Source organism: Mesorhizobium argentiipisi (SeqCode) (assembly GCF_037179585.1).
Classification (GTDB): Bacteria; Pseudomonadota; Alphaproteobacteria; order Rhizobiales; family Rhizobiaceae; genus Mesorhizobium; species Mesorhizobium argentiipisi.
On record NZ_JAPYKO010000003.1, the window covers coordinates 536,907 to 554,557 of the forward strand.

Annotated in this window: 16 protein-coding genes; 3 read left to right on the forward strand and 13 right to left on the reverse strand. The window is 64.3% G+C overall.

All coding sequences use genetic code 11. From position 1 onward, the window contains the following. Window positions 1-218 precede the first annotated feature (218 nt). A complete protein-coding gene (guaA, locus tag O7A05_RS07930; RefSeq protein WP_337092405.1) occupies window positions 219-1,784 on the reverse strand; it encodes a glutamine-hydrolyzing GMP synthase in 1,566 nt (521 codons plus the stop codon). Window positions 1,785-1,840: 56 nt separating this feature from the next. Beyond that, on the reverse strand, window positions 1,841-2,323 hold the full coding sequence (locus O7A05_RS07935; RefSeq protein WP_337092406.1) for a MarR family winged helix-turn-helix transcriptional regulator: 483 nt from the start codon (window positions 2,321-2,323) through the stop codon (window positions 1,841-1,843). Window positions 2,324-2,410: 87 nt separating this feature from the next. On the opposite strand from O7A05_RS07935, the gene O7A05_RS07940 reads away from it, so the two are divergent. Then, window positions 2,411-2,728: a hypothetical protein gene (locus O7A05_RS07940; protein WP_337092407.1), complete on the forward strand. Its 318-nt coding sequence runs from the start codon at window positions 2,411-2,413 to the stop codon at window positions 2,726-2,728. A 12-nt stretch (window positions 2,729-2,740) separates the two neighbouring features. Here the strand turns inward: O7A05_RS07940 and O7A05_RS07945 are convergent, their stop codons facing one another. From O7A05_RS07945 to O7A05_RS07955, 3 genes are all read right to left on the reverse strand, one after another. Further along, window positions 2,741-3,376: a 5'-methylthioadenosine/S-adenosylhomocysteine nucleosidase gene (locus O7A05_RS07945; protein ID WP_337092408.1), complete on the reverse strand. Its 636-nt coding sequence runs from the start codon at window positions 3,374-3,376 to the stop codon at window positions 2,741-2,743. A 3-nt stretch (window positions 3,377-3,379) separates the two neighbouring features. After that, complete coding sequence (locus O7A05_RS07950) at window positions 3,380-3,841, reverse strand: PaaI family thioesterase (protein ID WP_337092409.1); 462 nt, start codon at window positions 3,839-3,841, stop codon at window positions 3,380-3,382. 91 nt (window positions 3,842-3,932) lie between these two features. Next, window positions 3,933-5,225: an RsmB/NOP family class I SAM-dependent RNA methyltransferase gene (locus O7A05_RS07955; RefSeq protein WP_337092410.1), complete on the reverse strand. Its 1,293-nt coding sequence runs from the start codon at window positions 5,223-5,225 to the stop codon at window positions 3,933-3,935. Window positions 5,226-5,556: 331 nt separating this feature from the next. Between O7A05_RS07955 and O7A05_RS07960 the strand changes: the two genes are divergently transcribed. Next, on the forward strand, window positions 5,557-6,234 hold the full coding sequence (locus O7A05_RS07960; RefSeq protein ID WP_337092411.1) for an MIP family channel protein: 678 nt from the start codon (window positions 5,557-5,559) through the stop codon (window positions 6,232-6,234). 65 nt (window positions 6,235-6,299) lie between these two features. Here the strand turns inward: O7A05_RS07960 and katG are convergent, their stop codons facing one another. Beyond that, window positions 6,300-8,507, reverse strand: a complete 2,208-nt coding sequence (gene katG / locus O7A05_RS07965) for a catalase/peroxidase HPI (protein ID WP_337092412.1) — start codon at window positions 8,505-8,507, stop codon at window positions 6,300-6,302. Between the two features lie 173 nt (window positions 8,508-8,680). Between katG and O7A05_RS07970 the strand changes: the two genes are divergently transcribed. After that, the gene (locus tag O7A05_RS07970; protein WP_337092413.1) at window positions 8,681-9,589 is read left to right on the forward strand and encodes a hydrogen peroxide-inducible genes activator; all 909 of its coding nucleotides are present in this window, start codon (window positions 8,681-8,683) and stop codon (window positions 9,587-9,589) included. Window positions 9,590-9,646: 57 nt separating this feature from the next. Here O7A05_RS07970 and O7A05_RS07975 read toward each other — a convergent pair whose 3' ends face one another. The 7 genes from O7A05_RS07975 to O7A05_RS08005 form a co-directional block, all read right to left on the reverse strand. After that, window positions 9,647-10,603, reverse strand: a complete 957-nt coding sequence (locus O7A05_RS07975; RefSeq protein WP_337092414.1) for a calcium:cation antiporter — start codon at window positions 10,601-10,603, stop codon at window positions 9,647-9,649. A 226-nt stretch (window positions 10,604-10,829) separates the two neighbouring features. Beyond that, the gene (locus O7A05_RS07980) at window positions 10,830-11,453 is read right to left on the reverse strand and encodes a poly-gamma-glutamate hydrolase family protein (protein ID WP_337092415.1); all 624 of its coding nucleotides are present in this window, start codon (window positions 11,451-11,453) and stop codon (window positions 10,830-10,832) included. Between the two features lie 10 nt (window positions 11,454-11,463). Further along, a complete protein-coding gene (locus O7A05_RS07985; protein ID WP_337092416.1) occupies window positions 11,464-13,224 on the reverse strand; it encodes an AMP-binding protein in 1,761 nt (586 codons plus the stop codon). Between the two features lie 208 nt (window positions 13,225-13,432). Continuing rightward, window positions 13,433-14,131 (reverse strand): ATP phosphoribosyltransferase, encoded by a 699-nt coding sequence (hisG, locus tag O7A05_RS07990; protein ID WP_337092417.1) that lies wholly within the window; start codon window positions 14,129-14,131, stop codon window positions 13,433-13,435. After that, window positions 14,128-15,246, reverse strand: coding sequence for an ATP phosphoribosyltransferase regulatory subunit (locus tag O7A05_RS07995; RefSeq protein ID WP_337092418.1), 1,119 nt, complete (start codon window positions 15,244-15,246; stop codon window positions 14,128-14,130). Before O7A05_RS07995 ends, hisG begins: the two co-directional genes overlap by 4 nt. Window positions 15,247-15,420: 174 nt before the next feature. Then, complete coding sequence (hisS, locus tag O7A05_RS08000) at window positions 15,421-16,986, reverse strand: histidine--tRNA ligase (protein ID WP_337092419.1); 1,566 nt, start codon at window positions 16,984-16,986, stop codon at window positions 15,421-15,423. Window positions 16,987-17,217: 231 nt separating this feature from the next. Next, window positions 17,218-17,651, reverse strand: a 434-nt coding sequence (locus tag O7A05_RS08005; RefSeq protein ID WP_337092421.1) for a transposase, incomplete at its 5' end; no start/stop codon positions are given.

The following is a 17,651-nucleotide window of genomic DNA, read 5'->3' on the forward strand; positions in this document are numbered from 1 at the left end:
ATCAGTTAGTGAAAATATTTTACCGTCACGATCAAAATCTGACTGACGGTAATGACAAAATCAATAGATGAGCTAAAATCCTTTACCGTCAGGTTTACCGTCAAATCCAAGCGCTTGTCCGCGATAGAGACCGATAGTCAAAGAGAGTAATTTCATTATTTTTCAGCGGGTTAGGTGCACGTTGCGATAGCTAGCGATAGTCTCTGAACAACATCATTTCATTCCCACTCAATCGTCCCCGGTGGTTTCGATGTCACGTCGTAGACGACGCGGTTGATGCCGCGCACCTCGTTGATGATGCGGGTGGCGGCGGCGGCGAGGAAGTTCATGTCGTAGTGGTAGAAATCGGCCGTCATGCCGTCGACCGAGGTGACGGCGCGCAATGCGCAGACGAATTCATAGGTGCGGCCGTCGCCCATCACGCCGACCGTCTGCACCGGGAGCAGCACGGCGAAAGCTTGCCAGATGGCGTGGTAGAGGCCGGCTTTGCGGATCTCGTCGAGATAGATGGCGTCGGCCTCGCGCAGGATTTCCAGCTTCTCGCGCGTGATGCCGCCCGGGCAGCGAATGGCGAGGCCGGGGCCTGGGAAGGGATGGCGGCCGATGAAGCTCTCGGGCAGGCCGAGCTCCTTGCCGAGCGCCCTTACCTCGTCCTTGAATAGTTCGCGCAGCGGCTCGACCAGCTTCATGTTCATGCGCTCGGGCAGGCCGCCGACATTGTGGTGCGACTTGATCGTCACAGACGGGCCGCCGGAGAAGGAGACGCTTTCGATGACGTCGGGATAGAGCGTGCCTTGGGCCAGGAAATCGGCGCCGCCGAGCTTCTTCGCCTCTTCCTCGAACACCTCGATGAACAGCCGGCCGATGGTCTTGCGCTTCTTTTCGGGGTCGGCCTCGCCTTCCAGCGCCGAGATGAAGCGGTCGGAGGCGTCGACCAGGATCAGCGGCAGGTTGTAGTGCTGGCGGAACATCTCCACCACGCCCTCGGCCTCGTCCTTGCGCATCAGGCCGTGGTCGACGAGGATGCAGGTCAGCTGCTCGCCGACCGCCTCGTGGATGAGAAGCGCCGCGACGGAGGAGTCGACGCCGCCCGAAAGCGCGCAGATGACCTTGCCCTTGCCGACCTGCTTGCGGATCGTCTCGACTGCGTGCTCGCGATAGGCGCGCATCGTCCAATCGCCCTCGATGCCGGCGATGTTGTGGACGAAGTTCCTGAGCAGCCTGGCGCCGTCCGGCGTGTGCACCACTTCCGGATGGAACATGATGCCGTACATCTTGCGCTCGATATCGCCGAAGATCGCGAAGGGCGAGCTTTCCGACTTGCCGAGCACCTTGAAGCCCGGCGGCAGTTCGATGACGCGGTCGCCATGGCTCATCCACACCTGATGGCGCTGGCCGGGCGCCCACAGGCCTTCGAACAGCGGGCTCTCCTTCTCGATCTCGACGAAGGCGCGGCCGAACTCGCGATGATTGGAGCTTTCGGCGACGCCGCCCATCTGCACGCAGAGCGCCATCTGGCCATAGCAGATGCCGAGCACCGGCACGCCGGCGTCGAAGACGATCTGCGGCGCGCGCGGGCTGCCGATATCGGTGGTCGACGCCGGGCCGCCCGACAGGATCACCGCTTTCGGCTTGATGCGCTTGAAGGCCGCTTCGGCCGACTGGAACGGCACGATCTCGGAAAAGACGCCAGCCTCGCGGATGCGGCGGGCGATGAGCTGCGTGAACTGGCTGCCGAAATCGACAATCAGAACGGTGTCGGAATGATTGGCTGTCGTCGTCATGGCGAGCCTTTAGAGAAAGAAACGAGTCGGCGCAATGGGTTGCGCGGTCGCGCCGCTCACTTCGATCCTGGTGCTTCTCCCGATGCGTCGCCCTGCCCGGCGTCAAGTGAGCGCAAGGCGTCCATCAGCGCCGCGAACTGCTGCTCGCCGATACGATCGATATAGCCACGTTCGATCTGAAGCTTGATGCGATCGCCGTCGCGCAAGGCATCCAGGCCTTTGCGCGTATAGCGCACGAGCTTGCCGCGCCCGTCCCGCGGATCGGGCAATCGCTCCAGCACGCCTTCCGCCTCCAGGCCGTCGAGCAATTGCTGAACCGCTTGCTTGGAGGTGGCCGCGCGCTCGATCAACGCCGACTGGCGCGTGCCGTTGCGGGGGATGTGTCCAAGCAGCCCCGCGCGCGCTTCGCTGAACCAGGCGTGGCCGGCGGCCCGCATGGCAGCGGCGAATTCCGCCTGCCAGGCACGGCTCGCCTGCCACAGCCGCCAACCGACGTGATCGGGCAGCACGTCGGTTTTTTCGTCAAGCTCCTTGACCATTCAATCCGAACTCCGTATAGTCAAGATACTTGACGATATTCATGCCGCCGAGGCCATTCGAGAAACGCAAACCCACGGACAGGGACAATGACCATACTGAACCGGGACATACTGGCCATTATCATGGTCGGAACCAGGCATGTCATCGACATGGGCGGCAAGAACGCCTTCATCCACTATGAAACTGACGATAGGGCACACATGCTCCTGCCGGATGGCAAGTGCTTCCACGGGACCTGGGCGCTGCTGGACGACGGCTACAAGGTCGAATGGAAGGACGGTCCTGCCGGCACGTGGAAACTCGATCATACACCGGGAGCAATCGACTATATCGATGCGACAGGCGCCCCTCGTGGACGCATTTCACGCATCGATTTCGGCGATCCGCAACGCCTTGCCGCCTGATCCAATCGGCAGTCAGCCACCAAGCAGGCCGCCGCCGATCGCCTGCTCCAGCAAGCCGACGGCTGCAGCCAGCTTCTCATCGATCACATGCAGATATTCCGTCCAATCATTGACGTGCCTGAGATCGGCCGCGCCATCGGAAATGCCGCGGAGCCCAATCAGCGGCACGCCGAACAGATGGCAGGCGCGCAGGCAGGCGAAGGTCTCCATGTCGACCATGTCGGCGTCTATGGCGTCGTAGGCGGCGCCGGAAATGATCGCGCCGCCTGTCGAAAGCGAGGCGGTCTTGATCCCCGGGATGACGAAAGGCAGCGGCACCGTCACCGGCAAGTCGAGGAAAGGTGTCGCCCCTCTCTCGAAGCCGAGCGGCGAAGCGTCCATGTCGCGATAGCTCACCGACACGGCCTGGTAGATTTCGGTCTGCTCCAGCTTGCGGCTGCCGGCCGAGCCCAGCGAGACGACCAAGTCCGGCAGTGCTCCCTCGACCTTCAGCGTTGCCAGTTCGGCGCCCAGCCTGACACCGGCTTCGACCGGACCGACGCCGGTCATCAGCGGCGTGAATAGATTTTTCAAATGCGGGCCGTATTCGGCCTCCGCCGCCATGACGAAGAGAACAGCTTTGCCGGCGATCTGAACTGCACCCGCCATGGTTCAACCTTCAATTCCGTCGCGGCCGACCACCGTCATCATGGTGCCGGTCATGGTGGCGATCAGCTTGGCCTCGCCGTCGGCTGCGAAGGCGTAGGCCTGGCCATCGGCGACGATGATGGTGCGGCCGGGCTTCGTCACGGAGCCGCGGAACAGGAAGCGCTCGCCCCTGCCCGGCGCGAGCAGGTTCACCTTGAACTCGATGGTCAGCACGCCGGAATTCTCCGGCATCAGCGAAAACGCCGCGTAACCGCAGGCGGAGTCCAACGCGGTGGAGATGACGCCGGCATGCAGGAAACCGTGCTGCTGGGTGAGCGAAGCGGAATACGACATTTCGATCTCGATGATGCCGGGCGTCACCAGCGTCAGCTCGGCGCCGATCGTCGCCATCGCCTCCTGGCGGGCAAAGGACGCCCTGACGCGTTCCTCGAAATCCGGAGCGGGTACGATCTTGGCTGCTGCCATGGCGCTTTGCCTCATATTGCTGGCGAAGTTATTGCAGAGCCAGGCAAGACAGGCAATCTTTTATGCTGCAGCGCAGCAAAGCCGGCTGTCTTCAAGAAGCAGTCCTGCGCAGGGCGTGGAAATAGAACCCATCGGTGCCGCTGAGCGCCGGCGACAGCGAGATGCCGCCGCTATCGGCAATGCGCGCGCGCCCTTCATGGCCCGGGAAGCGGCTGTCCCAGAGCTGGCGGTGATCGACCGGCGCGAAGCCTTCATGGCGTTCGCGGAACGCCGCGACCTGCTCGCCGTTCTCGGCGTCGAATACCGAACAGGTGATGTAGACCAGCAGGCCGCCCGGCTTGACGAAGGTTTGCGCGGTGTCGAGGATTGCCTGTTGCTCCGCTTTGCGGGCATCGAGCTGTCGCTCGGTCAGCCGCCATTTGGCGTCGGGACGGCGCCGCCAGGTGCCGCTGCCGGTGCAGGGCGCGTCGATGAGCACCAGGTCCATATGCCCGGTGAGTGGTGCAAGCTCCGTCGGCTTGCTGACGACCTGGACGTTGCGGTTGTGCGAGCGGCGGATGCGCTCGAAGATCGGCGCCAGCCGCACCTTTTCCGCGTCATGGGCAAAGAGCTGGCCCCGATTGTCCATCTCGGCCGACAGCGCCAGGGTCTTGCCGCCGGCGCCGGCGCAATAGTCGAGCACCTGCATGCCGGGCGCAGCCCCCGCGAGCGTCGCGGCAAGCTGCGAGCCTTCATCCTGCACTTCGAACCAGCCTTTCTGGAAGGCGGGCTCGGCCTGCACGTTCGGATGCCTGCCGTCGCCGTCGATCGGCGGGATGCGGATGCCATGCGGCGCGATCGCCGTAGGTGCGGCACCCGTGCCCTGGAGCTCCGCCAGCACCTTGGCGCGATCGGCCTGGAGCGTGTTGACCCTGAGGTCCAGCGGCGGGCGTTGCGCCAGAGCGGCGCCTTCCTCGACCCAGGCGTCGCCATAGGCTTGCTCGAGCAACGGCGCGCACCAGTCCGGGACATCAGCCCGCACAGCATCGGGCGCGTCGGCCAGCCTGCGGCTGGCAGCTGCCTTCAGCTCGGGCGCGCTGAGCAGCGCCGGCGCGAATTTGTCGCCGTCCAGCGCGTCGTTGAGCGACTGCGCCGTCTGCCCCCACTCCAACAGAAGCGCGCCGAAGCCGATGGCGCGCGGCGTGTCCTCGCCGAACAGCCAGCCGGCCGAGCGTCTGCGGCGCAGCGCGTCATAAACGATGTTGCCGATCGCCGCGCGATCGCCGCCACCGGCGAAGCGATGGGACAGGCCCCAGTCGCGCAGTGCGTCGGCCACCGGCCGGTGGCGCCGGCCGATGTCTTCAAGAACCTCTATGGCCGCCGCCAGCCTTCCGCCCAGTCGCATCCCGTTTTCCGTAGCTGTTACAAATCGGTTCCAGCCCGCTCATAAAGCCTTTCAGGCCAGGATTGAAACAGTTCCGTTCGGCTTGCCGATGAAATGATGTTTCAGGAACCGGGCGAATTGGCCGAACGGTTTTTCCACGGTGAGCGGCGCAGCCAGGAAACAAGAACATCGATCAGAACATGAAAGACTTCTAATGTTTTTGATTGACGTCCGTAAGGAAGCCCGGTGGCTTAACCTATCAGCTTTCCAAGTGTTGTCCGCAGGAATACTCTTCCGGCAGTGATTCGCGACGCGGGAAAGGCGGTTTGACGGATCCTATGAGGAGAGGGCAATGAAGACTTATCTTGCAGAAGTTCTCGGCACGTTTTTGTTGGTATTCATCGGCACCGCCTCCGTGGTCACGGGCGGTTTCGGCGGCGCGCTGCCGCTCGGACAGGAAGGCATCGGCCTGGCGTTCGGCATCGGCCTGATTGCCGCGGCCTATGCGATCGGCCCGATCTCGGGCGCGCATCTCAATCCGGCGGTGACGCTCGGCGTGTTCCTGGCGGGGCGGATGCCGGCCAAGGACGTCGTCCCCTACTGGATCGCGCAGATCATCGGCGCCATCATCGCCTCGCTGGCGCTGTGGATCATCGTTTCCGGCCAGGTCGGCGGCCACACCGGCGGCTTCGGCGCCAATGGCTGGGACGAGACGAAATGGGGCATGAGCTCGGCCTTCCTGTGGGAGCTGATCGGCACCTTCACCTTCGTCACCGTGATCCTCGGCGTCACCAACGCCAAGCACACGACCGCCTTTGCCGGCCTGGTCATCGGCCTGACGCTGGCGGGCATCCACTTCGCCATGATCCCGGTGACCGGCACCTCGGTCAATCCGGCGCGCTCGATCGGCCCGGCGCTGTTTTCTGGGGGTGCTGCGCTCAGCCAGCTCTGGCTGTTCATCATCGCGCCGCTGATCGGCGGAGCGATCGCCGGTGTCGTCGCCAAGGCCGGCATCTTCGAAAAAGACTGACCGCAGTTCGATAAAAGTAAAAGGCGCGGGCATGACCCCGCGCCTTTTGCTTGGGAGGTACGACCTTATTTCGCGATGTCGAAGCGGTCGGCGTTCATCACCTTCGTCCAGGCCTTGACGAAATCCTTGACGAACTTGGCCTTGGCGTCGGCCGAGGCATAGACTTCGGAGAGCGCGCGCAGCTGCGCGTGCGAGCCGAAGATCAGGTCGGCGCGGGTGCCGGTCCACTTCACCTCTCTGGTCTTGCGGTCGCGCGCTTCATAGACCTCGTCCGAACCGGGCTCGGAGCCGGCCGCCGGATCCCAGACGGTGGCCATCGAGAGCAGGTTGACGAAGAAGTCGTTGGTAAGCGTGCCCGGCCTGTCGGTGAAGACGCCATGCTTCGAGCCGCCGGCATTGGCACCGAGCACGCGCAAGCCGCCGACAAGCACCGTCATCTCCGGCGCCGTCAGCGTCAGCAACTGGGCGCGATCGACCAGCATCGCTTCGACCGACATCGGCAACGTGCCGCGGGCATAGTTGCGGAATCCGTCGACCTTCGGCTCGAGCGCCGCGAAGGAGGCGATATCCGTCTGCTCCTGCGAGGCATCCATGCGGCCCGGCGTGAAGGGCACCTTGATCTCGTTGCCGCCGTCCTTCGCCGCCTTCTCGACCGCGGCGACGCCGCCAAGCACGATGAGATCGGCGAGCGAGACCTTCTTGCCGCCGGTCTGGGCTGCGTTGAACTCCTTCTGGATCGCTTCCAGCTTGGCCAGCACCTTGGCGAGCTGAGCCGGCTCGTTGACCTCCCAATCCTTCTGGGGCGCCAGACGGATGCGGCCGCCATTGGCGCCGCCGCGCTTGTCGGAGCCGCGGAAGGTCGAGGCCGAGGCCCAGGCGGTCGAGACCAGCTCGGACACCGACAGGCCGGAGGCCAGGATCTTGGCCTTGAGCGCAGCGATGTCGGCCTCGCTCACCAGTTCGTGGTCGATGGCCGGGATCGGATCCTGCCAGATCAGCTCTTCCTTCGGCACGAGCGGGCCGAGATAGCGCACGATCGGGCCCATGTCGCGATGAGTGAGCTTGAACCAGGCGCGGGCGAAGGCGTCGGCGAACTGGTCCGGGTTCTGGTGGAAGCGGCGCGAAATCTTCTCATAGGCCGGGTCGAAACGCAGCGCGAGGTCGGTGGTGAGCATGGCCGGCGCGTGACGCTTGGAGGGATTGTGCGCGTCCGGAACGGTGCCGGCGCCGGCGCCGCCTTTCGGCGTCCACTGATGGGCGCCGGCCGGGCTCTTCGTCAGCTCCCATTCATAGTTGAAGAGATTGTCGAAGAAATTGTTGCTCCACTTGGTCGGCGTCGTCGTCCAGGTGACCTCGAGGCCCGAGGTGATGGCGTCGCCGGCAATGCCGGAGGCATATTTGCTCGACCAGCCGAGGCCCTGCGCCTCGATGCCGGCGCCTTCCGGCTCGGCGCCCACCAGCGAGGCGTCACCCGCGCCATGCGTCTTGCCGAAGCTGTGGCCGCCGGCGATCAGCGCCACCGTCTCCTCGTCGTTCATGGCCATGCGGCCGAAGGTCTCGCGGATGTCGCGCGCCGCGGCCACCGGATCCGGCTTGCCGTTCGGGCCTTCCGGATTGACGTAGATCAGGCCCATCTGCACGGCGCCAAGATGGCCGCGAAGCTCACGGTCGCCCGAATAGCGCTCGTCGCCAAGCCACTTGGTTTCGGAGCCCCAGTCCACGTCCTGCTCCGGCTCCCACACATCGGCGCGGCCGCCGGCAAAGCCGAAGGTCTTGAAGCCCATCGATTCCAGCGCGACGTTGCCGGTGAGGATCAGAAGGTCGGCCCAGGAGATCTTGCGGCCGTATTTCTGCTTAACCGGCCACAGCAGCCGGCGCGCCTTGTCGAGGTTGGCGTTGTCCGGCCAGCTGTTCAGCGGCGCGAAACGCTGCTGACCGGCGCCGGCGCCGCCGCGGCCGTCGCCGATGCGATAGGTGCCGGCGCTGTGCCAGGCCATGCGGATGAAGAGCGGCCCGTAATGGCCGAAGTCGGCCGGCCACCAGTCCTGCGAATCCGTCATGACCTTGTGCAGGTCTGCGATCACCGCATCAAGGTCGAGGCTTGCGAACTCCTTGGCGTAGTCGAAATCTTCGTCCATCGGGTCCGAGAGATCCGACTGCTGATGCAGGACAGCAAGGTCGAGCTGGTTCGGCCACCAGTCGCGGTTGCTCCGTGCGGATCCATGCGCCACCGGGCATTTGCCAGCGCTGTTGTCGTCGGTTTTCGCGTCCATCTTAGTCTCCCGATTCTGCCGAGTTTTGCCGTGGTTGAATTTTGCCGAGGTTGATTTTTCCCAAAATTTTCGGGGGCAGCCACTGGCCGCGCCAACCTGGAATGATTCCAGACTAGGCCGGCTTGCCGATAAAGACAAATTGCCTTTCCTGTTTCATTTGATAGGATTTTCTTATGATTGGCCTCACCGTCCGGCAGATGCAGTATTTCGACGCGCTGGCGCAGACGCTGCATTTCGGCCGCGCAGCGAAGCTTGCCGGTGTCAGCCAGCCGGCCCTTTCCGCGCAGATCGCCGAGATGGAAGAGCGGCTGAACTGCCTGTTGTTCGAGCGCGGCGGCAAGACGGTGCGCATGACCGACGAGGCGCTTGCCCTGCAGCCGCGTATCGAGCGCATTCTGGCCGATATACGTGACGTCGAGACGACTGCCCGGCGCGGCCGCCCGACCATGGAAGGACGCTTCCGGCTGGGCATCATCCCGACGGTCGCGCCCTATCTCCTGCCGCATGTGCTGCCGGAGTTGAAGAAGCACTACCCTTCCCTCCAGCTCGAACTGCGCGAGGCGGTGACCGCATCCCTGGTCGAGGATGCGACGTCCGGCCGGCTCGATGCCTTCATCGCGGCCTTGCCGCTCGAGCAGCCGGCGATCGTCACCGAAGCGCTTTTTCCAGACCGCTTCTTCCTTGCCGTTCCCGCCGGCGATCCGGCCTTCGCCTCGCCGCCGGTGCCGCCCGAAAGCCCGGCGCTGGAGCGGCTGATGCTTCTGGAGGAAGGCCACTGCCTGCGCGAGCAGGCCCTGGCCGTCTGCGGCAATGTGCGGCCGGTGGCGATGGCAAGCTATGGCGCGACCAGCCTGACGACGCTCCTGCAGATGGTGGCGCATGGGCTCGGCGTCACGCTGGTACCGGAAATGGCGGCAAGTGCTGCCGGCGTCATGCCCGATCTGAGGATCGTGCCATTCCAGGAGCCGATGCCGCAGCGCATGATCTGCATGGCCTGGCGCCGCAACAAGGCAAGGCAGGACGAGTGCGTTGAACTGGCGCGGATCATACGCGGGCTGGATCGGGCGGTGCTTGCGGCGTGAGGGGCTTGTCCACGCCCCTTTCCATCTGCTGCGCCGATGCTAGGCCCACCACAAATTTCACGGCAAAAAGATCAGAAACACATAGGTAAAAAACACCACGACGTGCACCATGCCGGTCAGGAACGTCGTTCTTTCGGTGCTGAAGCTGACGCTGCATATGAAAAGCGCCAGCACCAGAAGCACGGCATCGGACGCCGGGAGCCCCAAGGTAAGCCCCCTGCCCGTCAGCAGGCTGGCCGCCGCGACCGCCGGTATCGTCAAACCGATCGTGGCGCAGGCCGAGCCCATCGCGACGTTCAGGCTGCGCTGCAGCTCATTCTTGAAGGCGGCGCGGATCGCCGAGATCGCCTCCGGCATCAAAACCAGTGCCGCGATCATTGCTCCCACGATGCTGTCGGCCTGGGTCACCTTATAGGCCGCGAGCGCATCCTCCACGCTCGCAGCGACATGCTCGGCGAGCAGGACAATGCCGATGAGCCCGCTCAACAGCAGCAGGGCGCTGACGAAAATGCTTTTGTGGGAAGCGGTCCGCATCGGAACGTCGTGCGCCTGCCCCTGGACGAAGTCCTCCCGGTGCCGGACGGTCTGGGCAAACACGAAGCTCGCATAGAGCAACACCGAAAGGACGCTGACGAAACCAAGCTGAGCCGCCGAAAACGTGCCGGGATCCGTAGCCTGGGTGTAGGTCGGAAGAATAAGCGTCATCACGGTCAACGCGATCAGAACCGACAGGTATGCGTTGGTGCCTTGCCGCAGGATCGCCTGCTTGCGGTACCGCCAGCCCCCAAGCGTGAGACAGATGCCGACGACGCCGGTGGAGGTGATCATCACCGTCGAGAAAACGGACTCGCGCGCCAGCGTCGGGTTGTTTTCTCCATGGAGCATCATGGAGACGATGATCGACACTTCGATTGCCGTTACCGCAAAAGTCAGCACCAAAGTTCCATAGGGCTCGCCCACGCGCAAGGCCACTGCCTCGGCGTGGTCGAGCACGACGAAAATGGTGGTGAACATGACGGCGCTCGATAGCGCTCCGACGAGTATCCTGGCGTTCAGGGATCCTTCGTCGACCGAAAGGCCGCTGGCCCTGACGGCGAAAGCCATCGCCAGCGCGGCCAACGGCATCGTGTAGGAAATCACCGATCGCCCGTAACCAGTCATCCAAACCCCCGAACGCCAGGCGTTTGCGCGAGCTTAGCGGAAAAGCGCCTGGGGAGCATCACGGGCATCGTTGCAGCATTCAAAACGTGATGGGGGACCGGGCGCCGTTTATTGCGTCGAACGTCTCGATGGCCTTGCGAACCGCCCCACAGAATTTTTGCAGAAGTTCCGGCTCGCTCCCCAGTCGGCGGCGCAGCGAGAAGGGCACTTCCAGTTGCGCTCCTTTCCCGGTCAGCCCGCGGTTGACGATGTTGGAATCCTGGATACCGGGAAAGGGATGGTTGTCCCTTTTTGTCTGGAAACCGGCCCCCTGCAGACGCCCGGCTATCTCTGAAACCAGGGCGGCGTCCTTGCCGCCCAGGTAGACTGTCGAAAAATCGTCGCGATCCTGACGGCCGTGGATAGCGACGACGGTGGACTTCGCCCGCAACAGTTCCAGCGCGGACTCCTCGTCAAAGTTCCTGGACGTTATGTGCAGCTCCCGGTTGCTTTCCGGCATCAGCCCTTCAAAGCAATACATATCGAGATCGGCCCCTGCTATCGTCTCGGTGATCAGCGAGGTGCGAGGCTCGATCTTACCGCCATGCGGAGCCATGACGATCGCACTGCCGGTTCGCGCGCCACGCCGCACGATGATGCGATAATCTATGTTTTCGATTTTGGCGGCTTTGAGCGCCGCGAAATTTGGAAACTCGTTGTCCATAAATGCCGTTTCACGCCGTCTTCTGCGCCACCAATCCCAATTCCTCCACCATCGCCTCGCGCATCAGGAATTTCTGCGGCTTGCCGGTCACCGTCATCGGCAGCTCGGTGCGGAAGCGGATATAGCGCGGCACCTTGTAATGCGCGATCTGGCCGGCGCAGAAGGCCTTGATCTCCTCGGCGGTGGCGATCTGGTCGGGCTTCAGCACGATCCAGGCGCAGAGCTCCTCGCCATATTTGTCGTCCGGGATACCGAAGACCTGCACTTCCTTAATCTTGGGATGGCGATAAAGGAATTCCTCGACCTCGCGCGGATAGACGTTCTCGCCGCCGCGGATGACCATGTCCTTCACCCGGCCGACGATGTTGCAATAGCCCTCGGCGTCGATGGTGGCGAGGTCGCCGGTGTGCATCCAGCCGTCGGCGTCGATCGCCTCGCGGGTCTTTTCGGCGTCGTCCCAATAGCCCTTCATCACCGAATAGCCGCGCGTGCAGAGCTCGCCCGGCTCGCCGACCGCGACGGTGGCGCCGTCGGCGCCGATCGCCTTGACCTCGACATGCGGGTGGATGCGGCCGACGGTGGAGACGCGCTTTTCCAGCGGATCGTCGACGCTGCTCTGGAAAGAGACGGGACTGGTCTCGGTCATGCCATAGGCGATCGTCACCTGGCTCATATGCATCAGCGACACCACCTTCTTCATCACCTCGATCGGGCATGGTGAGCCGGCCATGATGCCGGTGCGCAGGCTGGAGAGGTCGAAGCTGGAGAAATCCGCGTGGTCGAGCATGGCGACGAACATAGTCGGCACTCCATAGAGGCCGGTGCAGCGTTCCTGCGCGACTGCCTTCAGCGTCGCGCCGGCGTCAAAACCCTCGCCCGGGAAGACCATGGTCGCGCCTTTCGACACGCAGCCCATCGTGCCCATCGACATGCCGAAGCAGTGATAGAGCGGCACCGGGATGCAGAGCCGGTCATCGACGGTGAGTTTTATTGCCGAAGTGACGAAATTGCCGTTGTTGACGATGTTGGAATGCGTCAGCGTCGCGCCCTTCGGGGCGCCGGTGGTGCCGCTGGTGAACTGGATGTTGATGGCCTCGCCGGGCTTCAGGCCTTCGGAGATGCGGTCGAGGCTATCATGCTCGTCGCGGCCAGCCATGGCCAGAACATCGCCGAAATTGAACAGGCCGGGTGAATTGTCGTCGCCCATGCGGATGACGATCTTGAGCGCCGGCAGTTTTTTCGCCTTGAGCTTGCCAGGCTCGGCCTTGGCTAGTTCAGGCGCCAATGTCTCGATCATGCCGAGATAGTCGGAGGTCTTGAACTGCGCGGCGGTGACCAGCGCCTTGCAGCCGACTTTGTTCAATGCGTATTCGAGCTCGGTCAGCCGATAGGCCGGGTTGATGTTGACGAGGATCAGGCCGATGCGGGCGGTGGCGAACTGCGTCACCAGCCATTCCCAGCGGTTCGGCGACCAGATGCCGACGCGGTCGCCTTTTTCGAGGCCGAGCGCCAGGAAACCGGCGGCCAAGGCGTCCACCGCGTCCGACAGCTCGCTCCAGGTGAAGCGCTTATCCTGGCCGACGAAGACGGCGGCGTCGAGCGTCGCGTATCTGCTCACCGTTTCGGAAAACAATTCAGGGATGGTCTTGTCGAGCAGGGGCACCGAGCGGTCGCCCGACACATGCGCCTTGCCGCCAACCGGAGCAATGAAGCTGTTGCGCGTTTTGCGCAGATTGGTGGCGTTCATGAGCTCGTCGAGTTTGATCGGCATCGCCGTCTCCTCCCGGGATAAGCCAGCCTATCAGCCTGTCGGGGCAGAGGAAACCCGCCGAAGGTACTGCCCCTCACCCAGCCTCCGCTTCGCTCGGCTGACCTCTCCCCACGTGGGGAGAGGAGATTTGTCGGCGTCGGCGCCAATCTCTTCTCCCCACCGGGGAGAAGGTGGCCGCGAAGCGGCCGGATGAGGGGCAGCGCCGACGCTATCCCGCTATTGCTGACATCTTCGCGGCGATTTCCCGCAGCCGTGCTTCGTCGGCCGCATCGCGCTGCTTCTTCGAAGCAACCAGACAGGCCTGCGACTTCAGGATCACGCCGTCGCCCAGCACTTTGAGGTGGTTGGCGCGCAGCGTCGAGCCGGTGGTGGTGATGTCGACGATGACGTCGGCCAGCCCCGCGGCCGGCGCGCCTTCGGTGGCGCCGAGGCTTTCGACGATGCGGTAGACCTGGATGCCATGCTTGAGCGAAAAGAACTGCTGCGTCAGCCGCCAGTATTTGGTGGCGATCCTGAGCCTCCGGCCGTGGCGCTGGCGGAAATCGGCGGCGACGTCATCGAGGTCGGCCATACTGTCGACGTCCAGCCAGATGTCGGGCACCGCGACCACGACATCGGCATGGCCGAAGCCGAGGCGCGCAACGATCTCGGCGCGCGCCTCCCAGTCGGCGAGATTCTCGCGCAAAAGGTCCTCGCCGGTTATGCCGAGATCGACCGCGCCCTGGCCGATCTCGCCAGCGATCTCGGACGCGGACAGGAAGGCCACCTCGACGTTGTCGAGACCGTCGATGCGCGCGCGGTATTTACGGTCGTCCTCTGGCAAGGTGACAGCCAGGCCGGCCTTGGCCAGCACTTCGAGGGATTGCTCCTTGAGACGGCCCTTCGACGGGATCGCCAATGTGATCATTTGGCGTTCTCCCGCAAGGCTTCGATGCGATCGAGCCAGACCGAGAAGCCGACGCCTGGGATCGGCATTTTTGCTCCCAGCAGCGTCAGCAGCCGGTCGTAGCGGCCGCCGCCGACCAGCGGGCGATCGCCATCCGCCGCCGCGATCTCGAAGACGAGGCCGGTATAGTAGTCGAGCGGACGGCCGAAGGCGGCGTCATAGCGGATTTGCGCCGCCGACAGCCCGTGCGCCTCGATCGCCTTGGCGCGGGCGGCGAAATTCTCCAGCGCCGGTCCCAGCGACAGGCCGGCATCGGCGGCGAATTTTTCCAGCGCCGCGGTCGCGCCGTCGAGCGCGACGTCGATCTCGAGAAAACCTTTGAGCGCCGAGAAAGCCTCGTCGGACAGGCGGACGCTGCGCAGCTGCGCTTTCTCGATCAGCCTGCGCGCAATGTCGGCCGGGGCGCGGCCCGACGACGCCGACAGCCCTGCTTGCTCCATGCCGTCGGCAATGTGCGCGGCAAGGCCTTCCGCATCGCCGTCGAGCACCAGCAGCGCGACCGGACCGGAGAGCTGGCTGTTGCGCGGCGGGTTGGCAAGATCGGCAAGGGCTGCCTCCAGCATCGGCGCCGAGCCGAAGGCGCGCGCGAGCCGCATGCGCCAGCCGCGCGGCAGGCCGAGCGCCGCCAGCACAGCCTCGAACAGGGTCTGGTCGCCGAGCGTGATGGCGAGCTTCCGGCCAGGCAGCACCAGCGACAGCAGCGCATGCGCGTCGGCCAGCGAACGGGCGTCGGCGGCGGCCGTGTCGCGGTCGCCGAGATCCTCGATGCCGGCCTGGAAGAACTCGTTGCCGCCGTCGCGGCGCTGGCGGAACACTTCGCCCAGATAGGAGTAGCGGCGCGGCGTGCCGGCCTGGCTGGCGATGTGATCGAGGCAGACGGGAATGGTGAATTCGGGCCGCAGGCACAGCGTCTTGCCGGTCTCGCTTTCGGTCAGGAAGATGCGGCGACGCAGGTCTTCGCCGGCCATGTCGAGAAACGGATCGGCCGGTTGCAGGACAGCGACTTCCACGGCGTGGGTGTCGCGGGCGGCGAAGAGTTTGACGATGTCGGCGGCGATGGCGGGACGGGTGGTCATGCGGCGCCCCTTCCCCTTCTCCCCTTGTGGGAGAAGGTGGATCGGCGCGCAGCGCCGAGACGGTTGAGGGGTGTTGGAAGGAATGAGACGCCGGCGTTCGCTGGAACACCCCTCATCCGACCGAGCTTCGCTCGGCCACCTTCTCCCACAAGGGGAGAAGGTGAGGTCGGCGCCCTATCGGCCACGTGCCCGCTCCTCGGCCTGCGCCGCGAGTATCTTCTTCACCTCGCTAACCAGCTCCCCCTCCGCCACCGTCACCTGCGCCGGCCGTGCGGCCCGCCATTCGGCATTGTCGGTGATCTCGGCCGACAGGCGGGCCCCTTCGATCAGGTCCTTGATCTGCAGCTCGCCCCGGGCGCGCTCGTCGCCGCCTTGGATGATGGCGACAGGGCTGCCGCGACGGTCGGCATATTTCAGCTGCGCCTTCATGCCAGCGCCGCCGAGATACATTTCGGAGCGGATGCCGGCGGCGCGCATGTCGGCGACCATTTTCTGGTAGCGGCCGAGGCTTTCCGTATCCTTGTCCATGACCAGGACCACGACCGGCGCGATCACATCGGAGATGTCGAGCTTGCCGAGGTTCTTCAGCGCGGTCATCAGCCGCGAGACGCCGATGGAGAAGCCGGTCGCCGGCACCGGCTCGCCGCGGAAGCGCGAGACCAGCCCATCATAGCGCCCGCCGCCGCCGACCGAGCCGAAGCGCACGATCTGACCTTCGTCATTGGGGATTTCGGCCAGCAGTTCGGCCTCGAAGACCGGGCCGGTGTAGTATTCGAGCCCGCGCACGACGGAGGTGTCGATGAGCACGCGGCCTGCATAGCCAGCGGCGTCCACCATGGCCGCGATCACCGCCAATTCCTCGACGCCTTCGCGCCCTGTGTCGGCGAAATAGTCCAACGTCTTCAACCAGCGGATCTGGGCGACATTCGGCGAAATGTCGGTCGCGGCTTCCAGCTTGCGCCATTCGCCGGTCGCCGTGCCGGGTTCGTAATTCATGAAATAGAGAACCGTTTCGATTGCCTTGCGTTCGAGACCGGCGCCCTTGGTGAAGTCCCCGCTTTCGTCCTTGCGGCCTGCGCCCAACAACTGCGCGATGCCTTCGGGTCCGATCTTGTCGAGCTTGTCGATGGCGCGCAGCACGGTCAGGCGGCGGCCGGCATTCTGGTCGCCGCCAATGCCGATCGCCTCCAGCACGCCGTCCAGCACTTTGCGGTTGTTGACTCGGATGAGATAGTCGCCGCGTTTGATGCCGAGCGCCTCCATCACGTCGGCCATCATCATCGCCATCTCGGCGTCGGCGGTGACGCCCGCAACACCGTTCGGCGTGCCGATCGTGTCGGCGTCGAACTGCATGAACTGGCGGAAGCGGCCGGGGCCGGGCTTTTCGTTGCGGAACACCCAGCCGGAGCGGTAGCTGCGATAGGGTTTTGGCAGCTTGTCAAAATTCTCGGCGACGAAGCGGGCCGTCGGGGCGGTCAGGTCGTAACGCAGCGACAGCCACTGGTCGTCGTCATCCTGGAAGGAAAAGACGCCTTCGTTCGGCCGATCCTGGTCGGGCAGGAATTTGCCGAGGGCATCGGTGTATTCGATCATCGGCTGGTCGGCCGGCTCGAAGCCATAGAGCTCATAGACCGAGCGGATGGTCGCCATCATCTTTTCGACGGCGCGGATGTCCTCGGCGCTGCGGTCGGCAAAACCGCGCGGCAGCCGCGCTTTCGTCTTTTCCGATTTGTCGGCCATGGGATGATCTTCTCTGGTCAATGGGCGCGCGTTTCCTAAACGATGCTGCTTGGAGCGGCAAGGCTTAGCGCCTCTCCTTCTCCCCTTGCGGGGGCTTTGCACGGGGGAGTGAGTTCTGTTTGTTGGGCTAATGAGGCGGTTTTTGAAGGCCCAGGGGAGCGGTTTTGGGCGGCTTGCGGGGCATTTGCCGGGTTAGGCGGCCGATCCGCTGGACTGCGGACGCACTCCTCCTCATGCCCGTCGCTCAGCAGGTGGAAAGAGGGCGCCGATCATGGTCCTTAGATTGTAGGCGCAGGCCGCCAGCATGCACTGCGTGCGGTTGGTGGCCAAGTTGAAGAAGCGCACGCGCCGCATGCCATAGTGCTCCTTGAATACGGCGAACGGTCGCTCGACCGCCGCGCGCACCTTGGCAATCAGCCGGTTGCGCAGCTTTTGGCGCGGCGGCAGCTCGGGGTGATGCTTGTTGGCCCGCCGCATCAGCCGATCCTTGATGTTGGCCTCGGCTAGCCGATCGTGCCTGGCGTGGGTGTAATAGGCTTGATCGCCATAGGCCGCCTTCTCGTCGCCGCAGATCAGCTGGTCGGCCGGCTCGGTGTCGGTGAGCGAGGCGTCGCTCACCTCGACGCGCCGGATGATGGTGTGCGCCTGGTCAGCGCCGATGTGCA